The organism is Nitrospina gracilis Nb-211 (genome assembly GCF_021845525.1).
In the GTDB taxonomy this organism is placed as follows: Bacteria; Nitrospinota; Nitrospinia; order Nitrospinales; family Nitrospinaceae; genus Nitrospina; species Nitrospina gracilis_A.
Window position 1 is genome coordinate 495,753 of sequence record NZ_JAKJKD010000001.1, and the last position, 13,528, is coordinate 509,280.

Consider the following 13,528-nt stretch of genomic DNA (forward strand, 5'->3'; position numbering starts at 1 on the left):
ATTATTGCCCGGGTGGTTGAATCTTTTTGGAAACCGCGAGCGCGCCAAAACAGATGGCGAGGTTGAGGGTCATTCCCAAAACGCCGGAGTGGATGCCCCATACTTTCGGGTGGTTGGCGTCTGCGAGGCCCAGATCGCCCGCGAAATTCAATCCCATGGCCAGCACCGACCCCGCCAGCAGTCCCGTCATCACCGCCCGCGCGCCGAGACGCGTGGTGTGGATGCCCAGGTAGAACGCGGGCACGCATTGCAACAGCAGGTCGAACTTGACCTTGAGCAGTTGGATGAGCGTGCCCTCGTAGCCCAGCGCCAGCCCGGTGATGGGCACCATGAGCACCCAGGTCAGGATCTTGCCGACGCGCGTCAGGTGCGCCTGGCTGGCGTCCGGCCGCACGTACTGGCCGTACAGGTCCTGCGTGATCATGGAGCTGATGCTGAGGAGCGCCGAGTCGGCGGTGGACATCACCGCCGCCAGGATGGCGGCGAAGAGGATCACCACCAGCCAGTAACCCAGTGCCGATGCCTGCATCACCTCCCGGCACAGGAGAGCCAGCACCGTCTCCGACGGCACCACCGCCTCGCCGGTTTCCTGCAGAAACAGGCGGTCGAGGTCCGGATAATGCGCCGCCATCAGGATGCCGACGGTCACTGCGATCACCGTGGTGAGGAGCGGCATGAAGCCCATGGCGGCGAGCGACCGCTTCAGCGCGGCCGGACTTTTCGCGGCGTAAATGCGTTGCAGGGCCTGCGGATAAATGGCCGCGCCCAGCCCCACCATCAGGATGAAACTCAACCACGTGCGCGCGCCCTCGGCGGTGGGCGGCTCCACTTTAAACCGCGTTGCGGGATTGGTCGCCAGCGTGTCCAGTGCGGCAGTCAGGCTTCCCAGATGGCCGAAGGCGAGGAACAGGAGAATGATGAACCCGACCATCAAGATGCCGCCCTGGATGACGTCGGTCCACGCCACACTGCGCATGCCGCCCAGCGACTCGTACACCAGCATGATGAGCGCGAGGCCCACCACGCCGACCCACAGCGGGATGCGTCCCTGCGAAATTCCGGCGAACGCCGTGCCCAGCGTTTTCATCTGCGCGAGCGTGAAGTTGCACAGCACGTACACCATGATGAGCGTCACCACGATGCGGAGCGCGTGACTGCCGAAGCGGTGATAAACGTAATCCCCCGGCGTGATGAATTGGTGTTCCCGGCTCAGCCGTTGCAGGTGAGGCGCGAAGAGGAGGTAGGCAATGACGATGGCGGTCATGAAATGCACGCACACCAGAAACCGCAATCCCTCCCGGTAGGCGGCGCCGCTGAACCCGAACAGCGTGTTGCCGCTGTACTGCGTGGCGTAGAGCGTGAGCACCAGCACGAGGAACCCCATCTCCCGCCCACCGAGAAAAAAATCGCTCAGGCTGTTTTCTTTCCGGCGTGAGTACGCATACCAGCCGATGGCGAGGAGCGACAGGATATAGATGGCGACGACGAACAGCGCGCCTGGTCCGAAGGGGAGCTCCGTCATGCGGCGGGGCCCTCGTCGTTGCCGCCGTCCCGCCACGCGCGGAGCGTCACCCATGCGATGAAGCCGCTGGCGGCCACGCTGACCCCAAGCGCGAATGCCGCCCACGCCGGGAGGCCGAACCAATGGCCTTCGATCGGCCACACCGGCACCATCGCCGCGATCAGCAGAACGAACACACCCCACACCCAGCGGGGAAACGGGACGTCGTTCGCGGCAGGGGAGGTGGGTTTGGAGGAGGAAGCTTGTTTACGCATTGAGATAAAAAATTTTAATAATCCCTTCTCTTATCAAGAGATCGTTGCATAAGCCATTAAAAAAAGGTCAAGGGAAGCCATCCTGTGTCCGGGTATCCATCAAACCACTTGGCTGACTGAATCCAGATTATGCAAAGCGCTCTCTGGGGAGAAGGGGATGGGGCCGTATGCCACGGTCAAAGTTTTTGGATTGGGGGCGTGGTCATGGGTACACGCCCATTTCGAGGTAGCTGTTGGCGATTTTTTCGATGGCGATGGCCATGGCGGCGATGCGGTACGACTCCACGTTTTCGTGCCGCCAGAAATACTCGCGCATGTGCTGGAACGCGTCGCGCATGGAGTCGTCGAGACCGGAGAGCACCAGTTCCAGTTCGCCCGGCCCTGCCATCAGCTTGCCGGCGAGGGTGCCTTCGATTTTATGGCCGTTGCTTTCCAGCGCCTGGATGAGCAGTTCGTTCTGCGTTTCCTCCCAGCGCCGGGTCATTCTGCCGAAGCGGATGTGCGACAGGTTCTTGATCCACTCAAAGTAGGAGACGATGACGCCGCCCGCGTTCAGGTAGATGTCCGGGATCATCCACACGCCGCGCTTGCGCAGTACGGTTTCCGCGTCGAAGGTGACAGGCCCGTTTGCCGCCTCGGCGATCAGCTTTGCCTGGATGCGCGGCGCGTTTTCCAGTGTGATGACGCCTTCCATGGCGGCGGGGATGAGGATGTCGCACTCCTCCTCCATGAGCGCGCGCCCGTCTTCGTAAAACTGTTCACAACGGAATCCCTTCACGCCGCCGTGCACGTTTTTGAACTCGGCGACCTCATCGACGTTGAGTCCAGCGGAATCGTACAGGCCGCCGTCCCATTCGACGATACCGATGATCTTGGCGCCGTCTTCATTCTGCAGAATCTTCGCGGCGTGGTAGCCGACGTTGCCGAGCCCCTGCACGATGATGCGTTTGCCCTCCAGGGTGCCTTCGAGCCGCGCCTGCTTTTTGTCTTCCGCGTGGCGGAAGAACTCGCGCAGGCCGAACACCACGCCGCGTCCGGTGGCCTCCACACGCCCGCGGATGCCGCCCGCCGAGACGGGTTTCCCGGTGACGCAGGCGAGGTGGTTGATGTCCGTCGGCCGGTGCTGGATGTAGGTGTCGGCGATCCACGCCATCTCGCGCGGCCCCGTGCCCATGTCCGGCGCGGGCACATTCAGCGCCGGGTTGATGAGGTCTTTTTTGATCAGTTCGTACGCGAAGCGGCGGGTGATGCGTTCCATGATGTCCACTTCGTATTTTTTGGGATCGACCACCAATCCCCCCTTGGTGCCGCCGAAAGGCACATTGACCAGCGCGCACTTGTAGGACATGAGCGCCGCCAGCGCCTCGACCTCGTCCTGCGTGACCATCGGTGAGAAGCGGATGCCGCCCTTGACCGGAAGCTTGTGGTTGCTGTGCACCGCGCGCCAGCCGATGAAACTTTCGAAACGGCCGTGGATGCGCACTGGAAACCGCACCTGGTATACGTTGACCGCACCCTTGATGAAGTAGGCGAGGCCTTCGGGGATGTCGAGCGTTGCGGCGGCGAGGTCGAACGACAGGTTGACGTTTTCGCGGAAACTCTTCTCCTGCGTCACGGTTTTTGGCATGGGGATCGGGCTCCTCTGCGGTTGTGTCGCATTTATCAATGTAAAACTCCCAAGCCCGGCTTCACAGCAAAAAATAGCTGGTTTGGGAAAATTTTAATTGTCTTGACCCATTCTTCGGCAGATCGGCGGAAATGAAGCCCGGCAGATGCCGTGTTAATATGTTTTCTTTCGAGGCTGGATTTTATTCATAAGGGAGTTCATGCAACAGCGCACGCACGAGTTCACCGTTGCCACACGCGGACGCGGACTGCACAACATCAATGCCACGCTGGTGGACTGGGTGGAGCGACAGGGGCTGACCACCGGTTTGCTGACGGTGTTTCTGCGCCACACGTCCGCCTCGCTGATCATCCAGGAAAACGCCGATCCCGACGTCTTGCGCGATCTGGACGCGTATCTCACCCGGCTGGTGCCCGACGGCGACCCGCTGTACCGGCACGATGCCGAAGGGCCGGACGACATGCCGGCGCACATCCGCGCCGCCCTGACGCAGACGCAGATCGCCATTCCGCTGGTGGCGGGGCGGCTCCGGCTGGGAACCTGGCAGGACGTGTATCTGTTCGAGCACCGCACCGCGCCGCACCGTCGGCAAATCGTTCTGCATCTCCTGGGTGAATGATTTTTTGCAGGCCCGGCCTTGCGGATACGGCTTGACCGTTTTCTTCAATCCTTTACACTAAACAAATCCCAACCGGCGCCGATACGATGACATGAATGGCATCGACTTTTTTGTCATCAACCCGGACGCCCGCACTGCCTCTTCTCAGGCGGAGATTATTGTGGAAGCCAATACCAAACGAAAAATCTGGCGGGTGGTTGCGCTCACGCTGTTGCTGATCGGCGGATTCCTGTACTACGTCTATTTCACCGGCAATCCGTTGCAGCTGGTGTTTGTCGAAGAGATGAAAAAGGCGGGCCCGGTGTCCGCCTACCGTTACAACAGCGCGTTGGAATTTTACAAAGAGGGCCGCTTTGAGGAAGCACTGAGCACGCTGGCGCCGTTGCTGAACGGCGAAAACATACACCCGGATCATCTGGCGCTGGCGGCGTGGCTGAGTTACAAATTCGATCGTTACGCACGGGCGCTGGAGCTGGCGGAGAAGGCGCTGGAGCAGGATCCCAACCGCCCCCGCGAGCACGCCCTCGCCGGAGCCTGTTACCTGGTTGGAGGACACGTGGACCGCGCCATCGAACATTCCAAGGAAGCGGTCAGGCTGAACCCCAAGCTGGCCCTTCCTTACCTGACGCTGGGAGAAATCCTTCTGCGGCAGGACCGCAATGAAAAGGCCATTCTTGTGGTCAAACGCGGCGCCCGCAACAACCCCCGTTCCGTCAAGGCGTGGAACCTGCTAAGCTCGACGTACCTGAAGATAAATCAGGTGGACAAAGCCATCCTGACCGCGCAGGCGGCGTTGGACATCGACCCGGATTCGCCGGAGGCGCATTACAACCTGTCGCGCGCCTATTACAAGCAGAAGGAGCCGAACCTCGCCATCCGCCACATTCAACTGGCTGAGGATCTGTATCAGGCGCAGGGCAATGTCAACTGGACGGCGCAGGCCCGGCAGGCCAAGGAAGTGATGTTGAAGGAATTCAAGATGCGGCCGGAAGACATGTTTCATTGATCCGCCGCACCCTCTCTGCAAAACGATAAGGAGCTGGACATGACCGGCTTGCCACCGGACAACCCGGAATCATGCGACACACCGTCGGACCCCGCTGAAATTCATTTCCGCAAAGCGTGGCAGTGCCGCCGTGCCAAAAAACTGGAAGAGGCCATCGCCGAATTCGAAAAATCGCTGAGCTACGAGCCGAACCACCCGGCGACGCATTTCAATTTGGGGCTGGTGGCGGACCAGATCGGCCAGGGCCAGAAGGCGGTGCACCACGCCGAGAAAGCGCGCGACCTGTTTCTGCTACGGAACGACGACTCCAAACGCGCCACCGCGCAACGTCTGCTCAACAAACTCTACCGCAAGTACCCGGAACACGATCCTGCGCGGAGGTGAACCAGGTGCCCACGTGCAAGCGAAGCGCGGCGTGCGTGGGATGGGAACCAACTCAGAAGCTCAGGGTTTGATGTAGAGGTAGCCCTGCTCCTGCAGGTCGGCAATGCGCTTGACCGCCACCGGGTGTTTGGTGGGAATGAATCCGGCCACGAGCCGCTCCAAAGGCTTGCCGAACAGCTTCATCGACACCTGGCACATCTCCGGCTCGACGCCCATGTCCATCACCGATTTCAGTTTCGCCTTCAGTTCGGGATCGACGTCGTCGCGGTCGAACAGCAGGAGCGCCGGACCGTGTACGATGACCTTGATGTCGATCTTGTCTATCCCGCCTTCCGCCTCGATGTGTTTCTTGACGAGCGCCATCGCGTATTTGGCGACGGCCACGTCGTTGCCGTCTATGTGGTACAGCACCTTCAGTTTGCCGTCGGCGGTGCGGTGCTGGCCCATGTCCGCTTGTGCGGAAAAAGCAAATCCAAACAGCAAAAGTCCCGCCAGGAACAAGGTGCTCAGGTAAAACCGTGCCGATGCGTTGATTCCGTGCATGTCGAAATCTCCAGATAAGTGTGGGATGATACGCCCATTCGGGCGCGTGGTCCCCCCTTCTTTTGCTTTCTTTGATTGTATCACCCCGCGTGGAGGCGAAAGCAATCAAGATTTGGGGATGGACGGCAGGTCATTGAAAGAAATGGTTGTTCCGGGGCGGGCGTGCTCCAGCAACAGGTCGATGATCTGGCGGATGGCGGCGACGTGGTACTTGCGTTCGGGCATGCCGTCGAAGTGCGGGTCGTCCACTTCGATGGTGATGGCACCGGGGCGGGTGTAGTTCAGGTAGAACGCGCCCAGTGGCCGGAACTGTTCCAGCGGCTGGTCGTTGCCGCCGGAGTTGACGATGACCATGTGCACGTCGGTGCCGGGGGTGGTGAACACCTCGAACAGGCCGCCTTTGGTGACGTTGTGGCGGTGGCAGTAGTTCAGGACGCGCTGGATGTCCGCGATCGACGCTTCTTTATATACTTCATGCATGGGGTGGCCTTTGCGATATACTGAGATTATGCGGGGCCCGGCCCCACATTTCAAATTTAAAACCCTCCCATTGGAAAAGCATCATGGTCCTGTTCGGGTCGGAGGCCATCATCGAGTGGCCGCTGGAAGGGCGCAACCGCAGGAACGCGGCCACGCTCATCAAGAACATCTGCCGCGTGGCGGCGCAGGGGAACGGCTCGGTGCCGCTCGATCCTTTCCTGCAGATCCTCGAGTTCGGTTCCAAAGACATTCAAAAGATCACTTCCCAGCGCGGGCGGATCGACATCCAGTGCCCCAAGGGGCCGCAGGGCAAGCTGGAAGGCACCTTCCTCAACCGCGGCCAGCCGATGCAGGACACCATCCCGCGCCTGGAGATGATGGAGGCGACGATGAAGATCGAACGCACGGTGAAGGGCCGCTTTTTCGCCAGCGAAAATCTGCTTCGCCTGACCGGCATCCAGGGCATGGTCATTCATAAAGAACTCCTCAAACAGAAAAACGGCGAATCGGTGGGCATGTCGTTCAAGGTTGAGCGGCTGATTTTAAAACCGGTCTCCCTCGCCATTTTCTGACCGCATTTTCTTTTCTCTCTTTTCCCCTTTCCAATAACTTCGTCTGTGCGAATTCCCGCGCGTGGAAGTGTGGTACCTTAAAAGTATCTCATCAACCTGCGAACGCACGAGATCGACCATGGAAGATACCATTCAGAGCATACTCAACAAGATCAAGGAATTGGAAGGCCAGCTCCAGCAGGAAATCGAAACCCGGCAGGAAAAATTTTATTATCACATCAAACGCAAACGCGTTTATTTCGAGGCGCAGGTTCGGGAACAGCACAGGCTGTTGATGAAGACCGTCTACCGCTACCTGCATGATGCGCGCATTATGTCGGTGGTCACGGCGCCGGTGATTTACTCTCTCTTCATTCCAGCGGTGTTTATGGACATGATGGTGTCCGCCTATCAGACCATTTGTTTTCCGGTGTACGGGGTGCCGCGGGTGAAACGGTCGGATTACATCGTGATCGATCGTCATTACCTGCGCTACCTGAACGGCATCGAAAAATTGAATTGCATGTACTGCGGTTATTTCAACGGGTTGATTGCCTATGTGCGGGAAGTGGCGGCGCGTACGGAACAGCACTGGTGCCCCATCAAGCATGCGCGCAAGGTGAAAGACCTGCACAACCGCTACAAATTTTTTCTGGACTACGGCGACGGCAACACCTACCGCGAGCACATTGAGAAGGTCCGGCGGGATTTCAGTGATCTGGAATGAAGGCGAAGACAAATGAAAAGGGACCGCCGGGGGGCGGTCCCTATGGGCCTGTTCGGCAGTCCTTCTGAGGACGCTTTGGTGAGGGATGAGGGAAGAACTGCCGAACCGGTTATCGAAGAATGACCCCCGGTCCCCTCTTCCAGGCTCCCCAAGGAGCCTGTGGCTGACATGACGCGATGCAGGAGGAGGAGGGCCGGGGCGGCGGCCTCTCGCGAGGCCGCGCCTGGGATCACCGGGTCTGATCCGACACGGGGGTCAATCTTTGTCCGAGTGAATGCAGGCACTCGTATGTGCTTGCAAACAAGTTTTCGGGCGAGATCACGTTGGGCACCATTTTCATTTTCTTCAGCATCTCAAGCGGCTGATTTTTGGCTCCCGCCATCAGCACTTCGATGCCCTGGTCGTTCAACTCGCGCACCATATCTTCCATCGCGAACAAGCCGGTCTGGTCGATGTACGGCACGCGGTCCATATCCAGAATGACGCAACGTGTGTTTTTGAGGCCGCGAATCTTCTGCGTCAGCGTGCGTGCGAAGCCGAAGAAGATGGGACCCGTCACCGTTTTCACGTAGATCTGCTCGGATACTTCCGCCAGGGAATGGAAATGGCCATTGTCGCCATTGCCATTGAAGTCCAGCTTCAGGTCATTCAACGGCGCCAGGGACGTCTGCTTGCGGCCGATGTCGCTCATGGTCTTCATGAAGACTACGCAGGAGATGCCCATGCCCACCGCTACCGCCTCGATCAAGTCCACAAACACGGTGAGCAGGAAGACGGTCACGAGCACGAAGGAGGCCGAGCGCGGCATGGCGGCCAAATGCTTGAGTCCCTTATAGTCGATGATGTCCAGGCCCACCGTCATCAGGATGCCGGCGAGAACCGGGATCGGGATGTACTGCGCGTAAGCCCCCAGTCCCAGAAGCACCATCAGCAGAAAGCTGGCGGAGATCATGCCGGACAGGTTGGTGCGTCCGCCGGTGTTGATGTTGACCAGGGTGGACATGGTGGTGCCTGCGCCGACGATGCCGCCCAGCGCGCCGGACAGCATGTTGCCGCAACCCTGCCCGATCAACTCGCGGTTGCTGTCGTGCTGGGTGCGGGTTTTGGTATCGGCGATGACGGAGGTGAGCAGGGTGTCGATCGCCCCCAGCCCGGCCAGCGTCAATGCGGGAATGAGAATCATGGGCAAGTGCGAGACGTCGATGCCGGTGAGCTCATCCAGTTTGAGGGACGGCAGGCCTTTGGGGATGTCGCCGATGATCGGCACCGACAATCCCATCAACGCCGTGGCCAGCGTTCCGATGATCAGGGCGACCAGGGTGCTGGGCACCGCTTTGCTCACACGCGGAAACAGGTAAATGATGGCCATGGTCACAGCGGCCAGAACCACGGCGGAAAAATTCGCGTTGGGGATGGCGGCCGGAAATTCGTTCAACACCGCCAGAACGTTTTTGGGGGATTCCAGTCCCATGAACGGAAACAACTCGACAATGATCAGGATCACGCCGATGCCCGTCATGAAGCCGGAAATCACCGGATACGGCATGTATTGAATGAAACTGCCGATACGGAAAACACCCAGCAGAACCTGAAGCAGCCCCGCCAGTACGAAAATGGCGATGATCAACCCCAGCCCCGCCGCCAGGCTTCCCGTCTGCTCGATGACTTTGGCGATGATGAGCGCACTGACGACCGTCATCGGTCCGGTCGGCGTGCTGATCAACGTCTGTGTGCCACCGAATATTGCGGAAAGCAGACCCAGCGCGATGGCACAGTACAATCCCGCCGTCGCGCCCAGGCCCGACTGCACGCCAAACGCGAGTGCAAGCGGGAGGGTCACCACGCCTGCGGTGATGCCACCGAAAAAGTCACCGCGCAGGTTCTGTGTTTTATTTTTTAAAAGGGCCTTTATTTTTTCCTGAAAAGACTCAGCGTCTTGTTCGAATTTCGTTTCCATTCCATTTGCTTTCATAGCGCTTCCACCCATCATTGGAGGTTGCCTGCCTCACCCGGTATTCCCTTCGGTCGGGAACCTCGATGTGTTTCATGGACTCACTTTAAATAAGAAAGCAAATCTAAAAAATCCTCAAAACTGCAAAATACAGGGGGAATTGCTTCGAAAGGAGAATTGAACTTATTCGATAAATTATTCGTTTGAATTTGAGTGCCGGTAGGTTTTTTTGAGATTTTCGCCTATGCCCACCCCGATTCCGGCGGGCTGGGGCGGATTTAAATATTTGACTTGATTAAATGTTCTCTGCTAAATACCGGACCATGCATTTTCAAAACGTCATCATGAAATTGAACGAATACTGGACCTCGCGCGGATGTGTCCTGCACCAGCCTTACGACACCGAGGCCGGGGCGGGCACGTTCAATCCCGCCACCTTCTTCCGGGTGCTGGGACCGGAACCGTTCCGCGCGGCCTACGTGGAGCCGTCCCGGCGGCCCACCGACGGGCGCTACGGCGAAAACCCCAACCGCCTGCAACACTATTACCAGTACCAGGTCATCCTGAAACCCTCGCCGGAGGATGTGCAGGAGCAGTACCTGGGCAGTCTGCGCGCGCTGGGGATCGATCCCTTGCAACACGACATCCGTTTCGTGGAAGATGACTGGGAGTCGCCGACTCTGGGCGCGTGGGGTCTGGGCTGGGAGGTGTGGCTGGACGGCATGGAGATCACCCAGTTCACCTACTTCCAGCAGGTGGGGAGCCTCGATCTCGAACCGGTGACGGTGGAGCTGACCTACGGGCTGGAGCGCATCACCATGTACCTGCAGAACATCGACAACGTGTTCGACCTGCGATGGAACGACCAGTTCACCTACGGCGACATCCATCTGGAGACGGAAAAACAGTTCTCGCGCTACAACTTCGAAGCATCGAACAAGGAACGGCTGTTTCAGTGGTTCGACATGTACGAGGCGGAAGCGCGGGCGTTGTTGGAGCAGGATCTGATTCTTCCCGCCTACGACTACACCCTCAAGTGCTCGCACACTTTTAATTTGCTCGATGCGCGCGGCGCGATCAGCGTCACCGAGCGCACCGGCTTCATCGGCCGCGTGAGGAAACTCGCCCGCCTGTGCGCCGAAGGCTACGTGCGCCAGCGCGAAGCGATGGGCTTCCCCCTTCTGCGCGGCGCGGAAACCCCCGCCCTCTCTCCTTCCTCCCCGTCATAACACCCCAACCCCAAGCCCCCAATTTCCTGATCTGGAAGCCGCTCTCCATATACTACATATTGTATTTATTCCTTAAAGCCGTCCATGATCTGGTTGCACTCCCAAGAAAACTCGCCCCAATCCCAGTTCCTTAATTACAATGGGTTTAAGTTCTCCTTTATTGAAGCCAGCAAAATACGCAGGTTCTTATTTTAAAATTTTAAAATAAAACGACTTCAAATCCATATCTACACGGCAGCCCAACACAAAGCATCGACTCGTGCCGGAAAGTATATAAGCCAACGGAACTGTCCGTAAAATGAGGGAAGGTAATGGAAAGGTTCGTGGAACGGAAACGGGCTGATCTCAAAACCGGGCAAGGTGGTTCAAACACGGTTTTCATCCTCCTTCCCATCCTGTTTTTGTGCATAGCGCTCGTTGCCGGAGCGGATCCAGAATATGAAGAAGCAAGCTCGCAAAAAGTATGGAACTTTGACTCCGAGCCGGCGGGAACCCTGCCGCCAGGCTTTCTGGTAGGAACTCTGGTGGATGGCCGGCCTGCCGGGAAATGGCAGGTGATCGATATGAAAACGTCCCTGAACCTGTTGGGCAAACTGGACCGGTCAGATCACGCTAGAATCAGCAAGCTCCTTCAAGGCAAGGACCCACCAAGCGCCCCTCATGTTTTTGCTCAGCTTAAAAGCGGGGGATATTTCACCGACTATAATGTCGTGCTGGTTGGGGAAACCACCGTTACAGATTTTGATCTCCAAGTTTCATTGCTGCCCATTGCAGGCAAAGCAGATATGGGAGGAGGCCTCATTTGGAGAGCTCAGGATCACCAGAACTATTACATCGCCCGCGCCAACCCACTGGAGCAGAATATTCGGATTTATCGTGTGGTGAATGGTGTGCGTTACAAACTGAAAAACTTCAATCACATCATTTCTGTTAAAACCTGGCACACTCTCCTGGTGGTTGCTCGCGGCAGTCGTTTTCAGGTTTTCTTTGATGAGCAACCGGTGCTCGATGTTCGCGACGAAACGTTTCAAGCAGGCGGGAAAATAGGCTTGTGGACAAAAGCCGATGCGGTGACGTATTTCGATGATCTCCAGCTATCCACTGTAAAGTAGTGTCGCTTTCTCCAAACCTTGTGCTTCGCTCCCACCCCCAGGCATAAAAAAACCGGACCGGATGAGATCCGGCCCGGCAGGCAGAGCAAGATGGTGCCGAAGAGAGGATTTGAACCTCCACGGGGTTGCCCCCACATGATCCTGAATCATGCGTGTCTACCAATTCCACCACTTCGGCGCGTTCTTTTCGAGCAGGTAAAATAGCATAACGTCTTGGAAAATGAAATGCGAATTTAACGTTTCCCCGGTGGTCGAGGGGATGCCGTTTCGCCCGTGTATGTTTTTCCTTTTCCTTGCAGGGAGGGAAGGGGGGAGCGGAAGCCGTGGGCCTGGGTTTCGGCGCCGCTTCAGGTTTCGAGCGCACAAAAAAAGGAGGACCCGGAGGGTCCTCCTTCCTTACGAGCATGAAGACGCGAAACGGTCATTCACATTCCAGAACCCGTTACCTGTCTGGCTTAACTTTTTTCCTGTTGCATGAACTGGAAGCGCCGGATGGTGAGCGCGGCGACGATCACCGCCACCATGAACCCGCTCAACGCCGCGCCGCCCAGAATCAGCACGACGGAAATCGGGATGTTGGTCAGCACCCATTCCAGAATCGTGTGCAGGCCCAGCCAGGATTCAGGACTCATCATCCAGCCGTGCAGGGCCGTGCCCTCGAACAGGAAGGTCCAGACCATCATCAGCGGCATGGCCTGCCAGTCGCCCGCCTGCAACCACAGAATCACCTGGTACAGCAGGAGGCCCGTGCCGATGGCGCCGATCAGCATGCCAAGCCCCCACAGGGCAAAGCTGACGCCGCCGCAGACGTAGTCGAACGCGGTGAACTTGCCGTAAAGAAACTTGATTTCCTCTTTCATGCGCTCCCAGCTTTTCCAGAAGCCTTTCTGCAGAAGAAATTTGAGTGCGTCGGCGAGGTCCGTCAGAAACACGCGGGTGGTCTCGGCCCCCTTCACCATGTCCTTCGCCATCTTGGGCCCTTCGGCCATGGTTTCCTGATAAATCGTTTGCTTGGTCGTCATGAGTGATGCCCCTCCTTTTGCCGTTCAAGCAGGTTACGGGACAATAATGTAATCTACCTTTAGAGTAGTCCGGGTGCGGCCCGGAGCGCAATATCCCTTTGTGTTATTTAGATGAAATTGAAAAGGCGACGATGCAAGCTTTTCCGGGGAATCCTTTCGCGAACTGATATTGAAAACCCTTCTCACCCGCGTGGCGGGGGCAGGCTGGCTACTGCGTTGGAGTGACTGCGATGATCCGCGGGCGCGGACTGCGTCCGAGGCAACGGGTCCTACCGCGTTGGGGTGACTGCGTGATGATCCGTGGGCGCCATTTTGAAACCACAATGCTCCCTCCGGGCGTGGCCCGGCCAGCCTGAGGCCGGGGGGTGGATGGCGATTGCGTGGAAGGGGATTGTGATTGAAATAGGGCAAGATAAAAGGGAACCGGACGCGTTGCAAATTCAAATCGTTGCCTTCGGGTTCAACCCGGCGGATTTGCTTTTTGGCGTGATGGGATAAAAT

Annotated in this window: 15 protein-coding genes and 1 tRNA gene; 8 read left to right on the top strand and 8 right to left on the bottom strand. The window is 58.0% G+C overall.

What is annotated here, in order from left to right; genetic code table 11:
* Window position 1: 1 nt before the first annotated feature.
* From J2S31_RS02370 to J2S31_RS02380, 3 genes are all read right to left on the bottom strand, one after another.
* Window positions 2–1,522, bottom strand: a complete 1,521-nt coding sequence (locus J2S31_RS02370; RefSeq protein ID WP_237097447.1) for a sodium:solute symporter family protein — start codon at window positions 1,520–1,522, stop codon at window positions 2–4.
* On the bottom strand, window positions 1,519–1,698 hold the full coding sequence (locus tag J2S31_RS02375) for a hypothetical protein (protein ID WP_237097448.1): 180 nt from the start codon (window positions 1,696–1,698) through the stop codon (window positions 1,519–1,521). The genes J2S31_RS02370 and J2S31_RS02375 overlap by 4 nt, the downstream gene beginning before the upstream one ends.
* Window positions 1,699–1,978: 280 nt before the next feature.
* Complete coding sequence (locus J2S31_RS02380) at window positions 1,979–3,403, bottom strand: Glu/Leu/Phe/Val family dehydrogenase (RefSeq protein WP_237097449.1); 1,425 nt, start codon at window positions 3,401–3,403, stop codon at window positions 1,979–1,981.
* 199 nt (window positions 3,404–3,602) lie between these two features.
* On the opposite strand from J2S31_RS02380, the gene J2S31_RS02385 reads away from it, so the two are divergent.
* The 3 genes from J2S31_RS02385 to J2S31_RS02395 all read left to right on the top strand — a co-directional run bounded on the left by J2S31_RS02385 (window position 3,603) and on the right by J2S31_RS02395 (window position 5,412).
* On the top strand, window positions 3,603–4,022 hold the full coding sequence (locus J2S31_RS02385) for a secondary thiamine-phosphate synthase enzyme YjbQ (protein ID WP_237097450.1): 420 nt from the start codon (window positions 3,603–3,605) through the stop codon (window positions 4,020–4,022).
* A 91-nt stretch (window positions 4,023–4,113) separates the two neighbouring features.
* Complete coding sequence (locus J2S31_RS02390) at window positions 4,114–5,028, top strand: tetratricopeptide repeat protein (RefSeq protein ID WP_237097451.1); 915 nt, start codon at window positions 4,114–4,116, stop codon at window positions 5,026–5,028.
* A gap of 39 nt (window positions 5,029–5,067) precedes the next feature.
* Complete coding sequence (locus J2S31_RS02395; protein ID WP_237097452.1) at window positions 5,068–5,412, top strand: tetratricopeptide repeat protein; 345 nt, start codon at window positions 5,068–5,070, stop codon at window positions 5,410–5,412.
* A 60-nt stretch (window positions 5,413–5,472) separates the two neighbouring features.
* On the opposite strand, the gene J2S31_RS02400 is transcribed toward J2S31_RS02395, so the two are convergent.
* Window positions 5,473–5,955 (bottom strand): DsrE family protein, encoded by a 483-nt coding sequence (locus J2S31_RS02400; RefSeq protein WP_237097453.1) that lies wholly within the window; start codon window positions 5,953–5,955, stop codon window positions 5,473–5,475.
* A 105-nt stretch (window positions 5,956–6,060) separates the two neighbouring features.
* Window positions 6,061–6,435, bottom strand: coding sequence for a hypothetical protein (locus tag J2S31_RS02405; protein ID WP_237097454.1), 375 nt, complete (start codon window positions 6,433–6,435; stop codon window positions 6,061–6,063).
* A gap of 83 nt (window positions 6,436–6,518) precedes the next feature.
* Between J2S31_RS02405 and J2S31_RS02410 the strand changes: the two genes are divergently transcribed.
* Together J2S31_RS02410 and J2S31_RS02415 are read left to right on the top strand one after the other, a co-directional pair.
* Window positions 6,519–7,007, top strand: coding sequence for a hypothetical protein (locus J2S31_RS02410; protein ID WP_237097455.1), 489 nt, complete (start codon window positions 6,519–6,521; stop codon window positions 7,005–7,007).
* A 118-nt stretch (window positions 7,008–7,125) separates the two neighbouring features.
* Window positions 7,126–7,713, top strand: a complete 588-nt coding sequence (locus J2S31_RS02415) for a hypothetical protein (RefSeq protein WP_237097456.1) — start codon at window positions 7,126–7,128, stop codon at window positions 7,711–7,713.
* A 229-nt stretch (window positions 7,714–7,942) separates the two neighbouring features.
* Here J2S31_RS02415 and J2S31_RS02420 read toward each other — a convergent pair whose 3' ends face one another.
* Window positions 7,943–9,685 (bottom strand): SulP family inorganic anion transporter, encoded by a 1,743-nt coding sequence (locus tag J2S31_RS02420; RefSeq protein WP_237097457.1) that lies wholly within the window; start codon window positions 9,683–9,685, stop codon window positions 7,943–7,945.
* A 302-nt stretch (window positions 9,686–9,987) separates the two neighbouring features.
* Here J2S31_RS02420 and J2S31_RS02425 point away from each other — a divergent pair, with 302 nt between their 5' ends.
* Window positions 9,988–10,893, top strand: coding sequence for a glycine--tRNA ligase subunit alpha (locus J2S31_RS02425; RefSeq protein ID WP_237097458.1), 906 nt, complete (start codon window positions 9,988–9,990; stop codon window positions 10,891–10,893).
* Between the two features lie 323 nt (window positions 10,894–11,216).
* Window positions 11,217–12,005, top strand: coding sequence for a hypothetical protein (locus J2S31_RS02430; protein ID WP_237097459.1), 789 nt, complete (start codon window positions 11,217–11,219; stop codon window positions 12,003–12,005).
* A gap of 91 nt (window positions 12,006–12,096) precedes the next feature.
* Here J2S31_RS02430 and J2S31_RS02435 read toward each other — a convergent pair.
* Window positions 12,097–12,183, bottom strand: a tRNA-Leu gene (locus J2S31_RS02435).
* 277 nt (window positions 12,184–12,460) lie between these two features.
* Complete coding sequence (locus J2S31_RS02440; RefSeq protein WP_237097460.1) at window positions 12,461–13,027, bottom strand: hypothetical protein; 567 nt, start codon at window positions 13,025–13,027, stop codon at window positions 12,461–12,463.
* Between the two features lie 369 nt (window positions 13,028–13,396).
* Here J2S31_RS02440 and J2S31_RS14560 point away from each other — a divergent pair, with 369 nt between their 5' ends.
* Window positions 13,397–13,525 (top strand): hypothetical protein, encoded by a 129-nt coding sequence (locus J2S31_RS14560; protein ID WP_272908522.1) that lies wholly within the window; start codon window positions 13,397–13,399, stop codon window positions 13,523–13,525.
* Window positions 13,526–13,528 lie beyond the last annotated feature (3 nt).

Bases quoted from the DNA above. Each gene is read 5' to 3' on its own strand.
- J2S31_RS02370 (WP_237097447.1), bottom strand. From the start codon at position 1,522: ATGACGGAGCTCCCCTTCGGACCAGGCGCGCTGTTCGTCGTCGCCATC.
- J2S31_RS02380 (WP_237097449.1), bottom strand. From the start codon at position 3,403: ATGCCAAAAACCGTGACGCAGGAGAAGAGTTTCCGCGAAAACGTCAAC.
- J2S31_RS02385 (WP_237097450.1), top strand. From the start codon at position 3,603: ATGCAACAGCGCACGCACGAGTTCACCGTTGCCACACGCGGACGCGGA.
- J2S31_RS02390 (WP_237097451.1), top strand. From the start codon at position 4,114: ATGAATGGCATCGACTTTTTTGTCATCAACCCGGACGCCCGCACTGCC.
- J2S31_RS02395 (WP_237097452.1), top strand. From the start codon at position 5,068: ATGACCGGCTTGCCACCGGACAACCCGGAATCATGCGACACACCGTCG.
- J2S31_RS02400 (WP_237097453.1), bottom strand. From the start codon at position 5,955: ATGCACGGAATCAACGCATCGGCACGGTTTTACCTGAGCACCTTGTTC.
- J2S31_RS02405 (WP_237097454.1), bottom strand. From the start codon at position 6,435: ATGCATGAAGTATATAAAGAAGCGTCGATCGCGGACATCCAGCGCGTC.
- J2S31_RS02410 (WP_237097455.1), top strand. From the start codon at position 6,519: ATGGTCCTGTTCGGGTCGGAGGCCATCATCGAGTGGCCGCTGGAAGGG.
- J2S31_RS02415 (WP_237097456.1), top strand. From the start codon at position 7,126: ATGGAAGATACCATTCAGAGCATACTCAACAAGATCAAGGAATTGGAA.
- J2S31_RS02420 (WP_237097457.1), bottom strand. From the start codon at position 9,685: ATGAAAGCAAATGGAATGGAAACGAAATTCGAACAAGACGCTGAGTCT.
- J2S31_RS02425 (WP_237097458.1), top strand. From the start codon at position 9,988: ATGCATTTTCAAAACGTCATCATGAAATTGAACGAATACTGGACCTCG.
- J2S31_RS02440 (WP_237097460.1), bottom strand. From the start codon at position 13,027: ATGACGACCAAGCAAACGATTTATCAGGAAACCATGGCCGAAGGGCCC.
- J2S31_RS14560 (WP_272908522.1), top strand. From the start codon at position 13,397: ATGGCGATTGCGTGGAAGGGGATTGTGATTGAAATAGGGCAAGATAAA.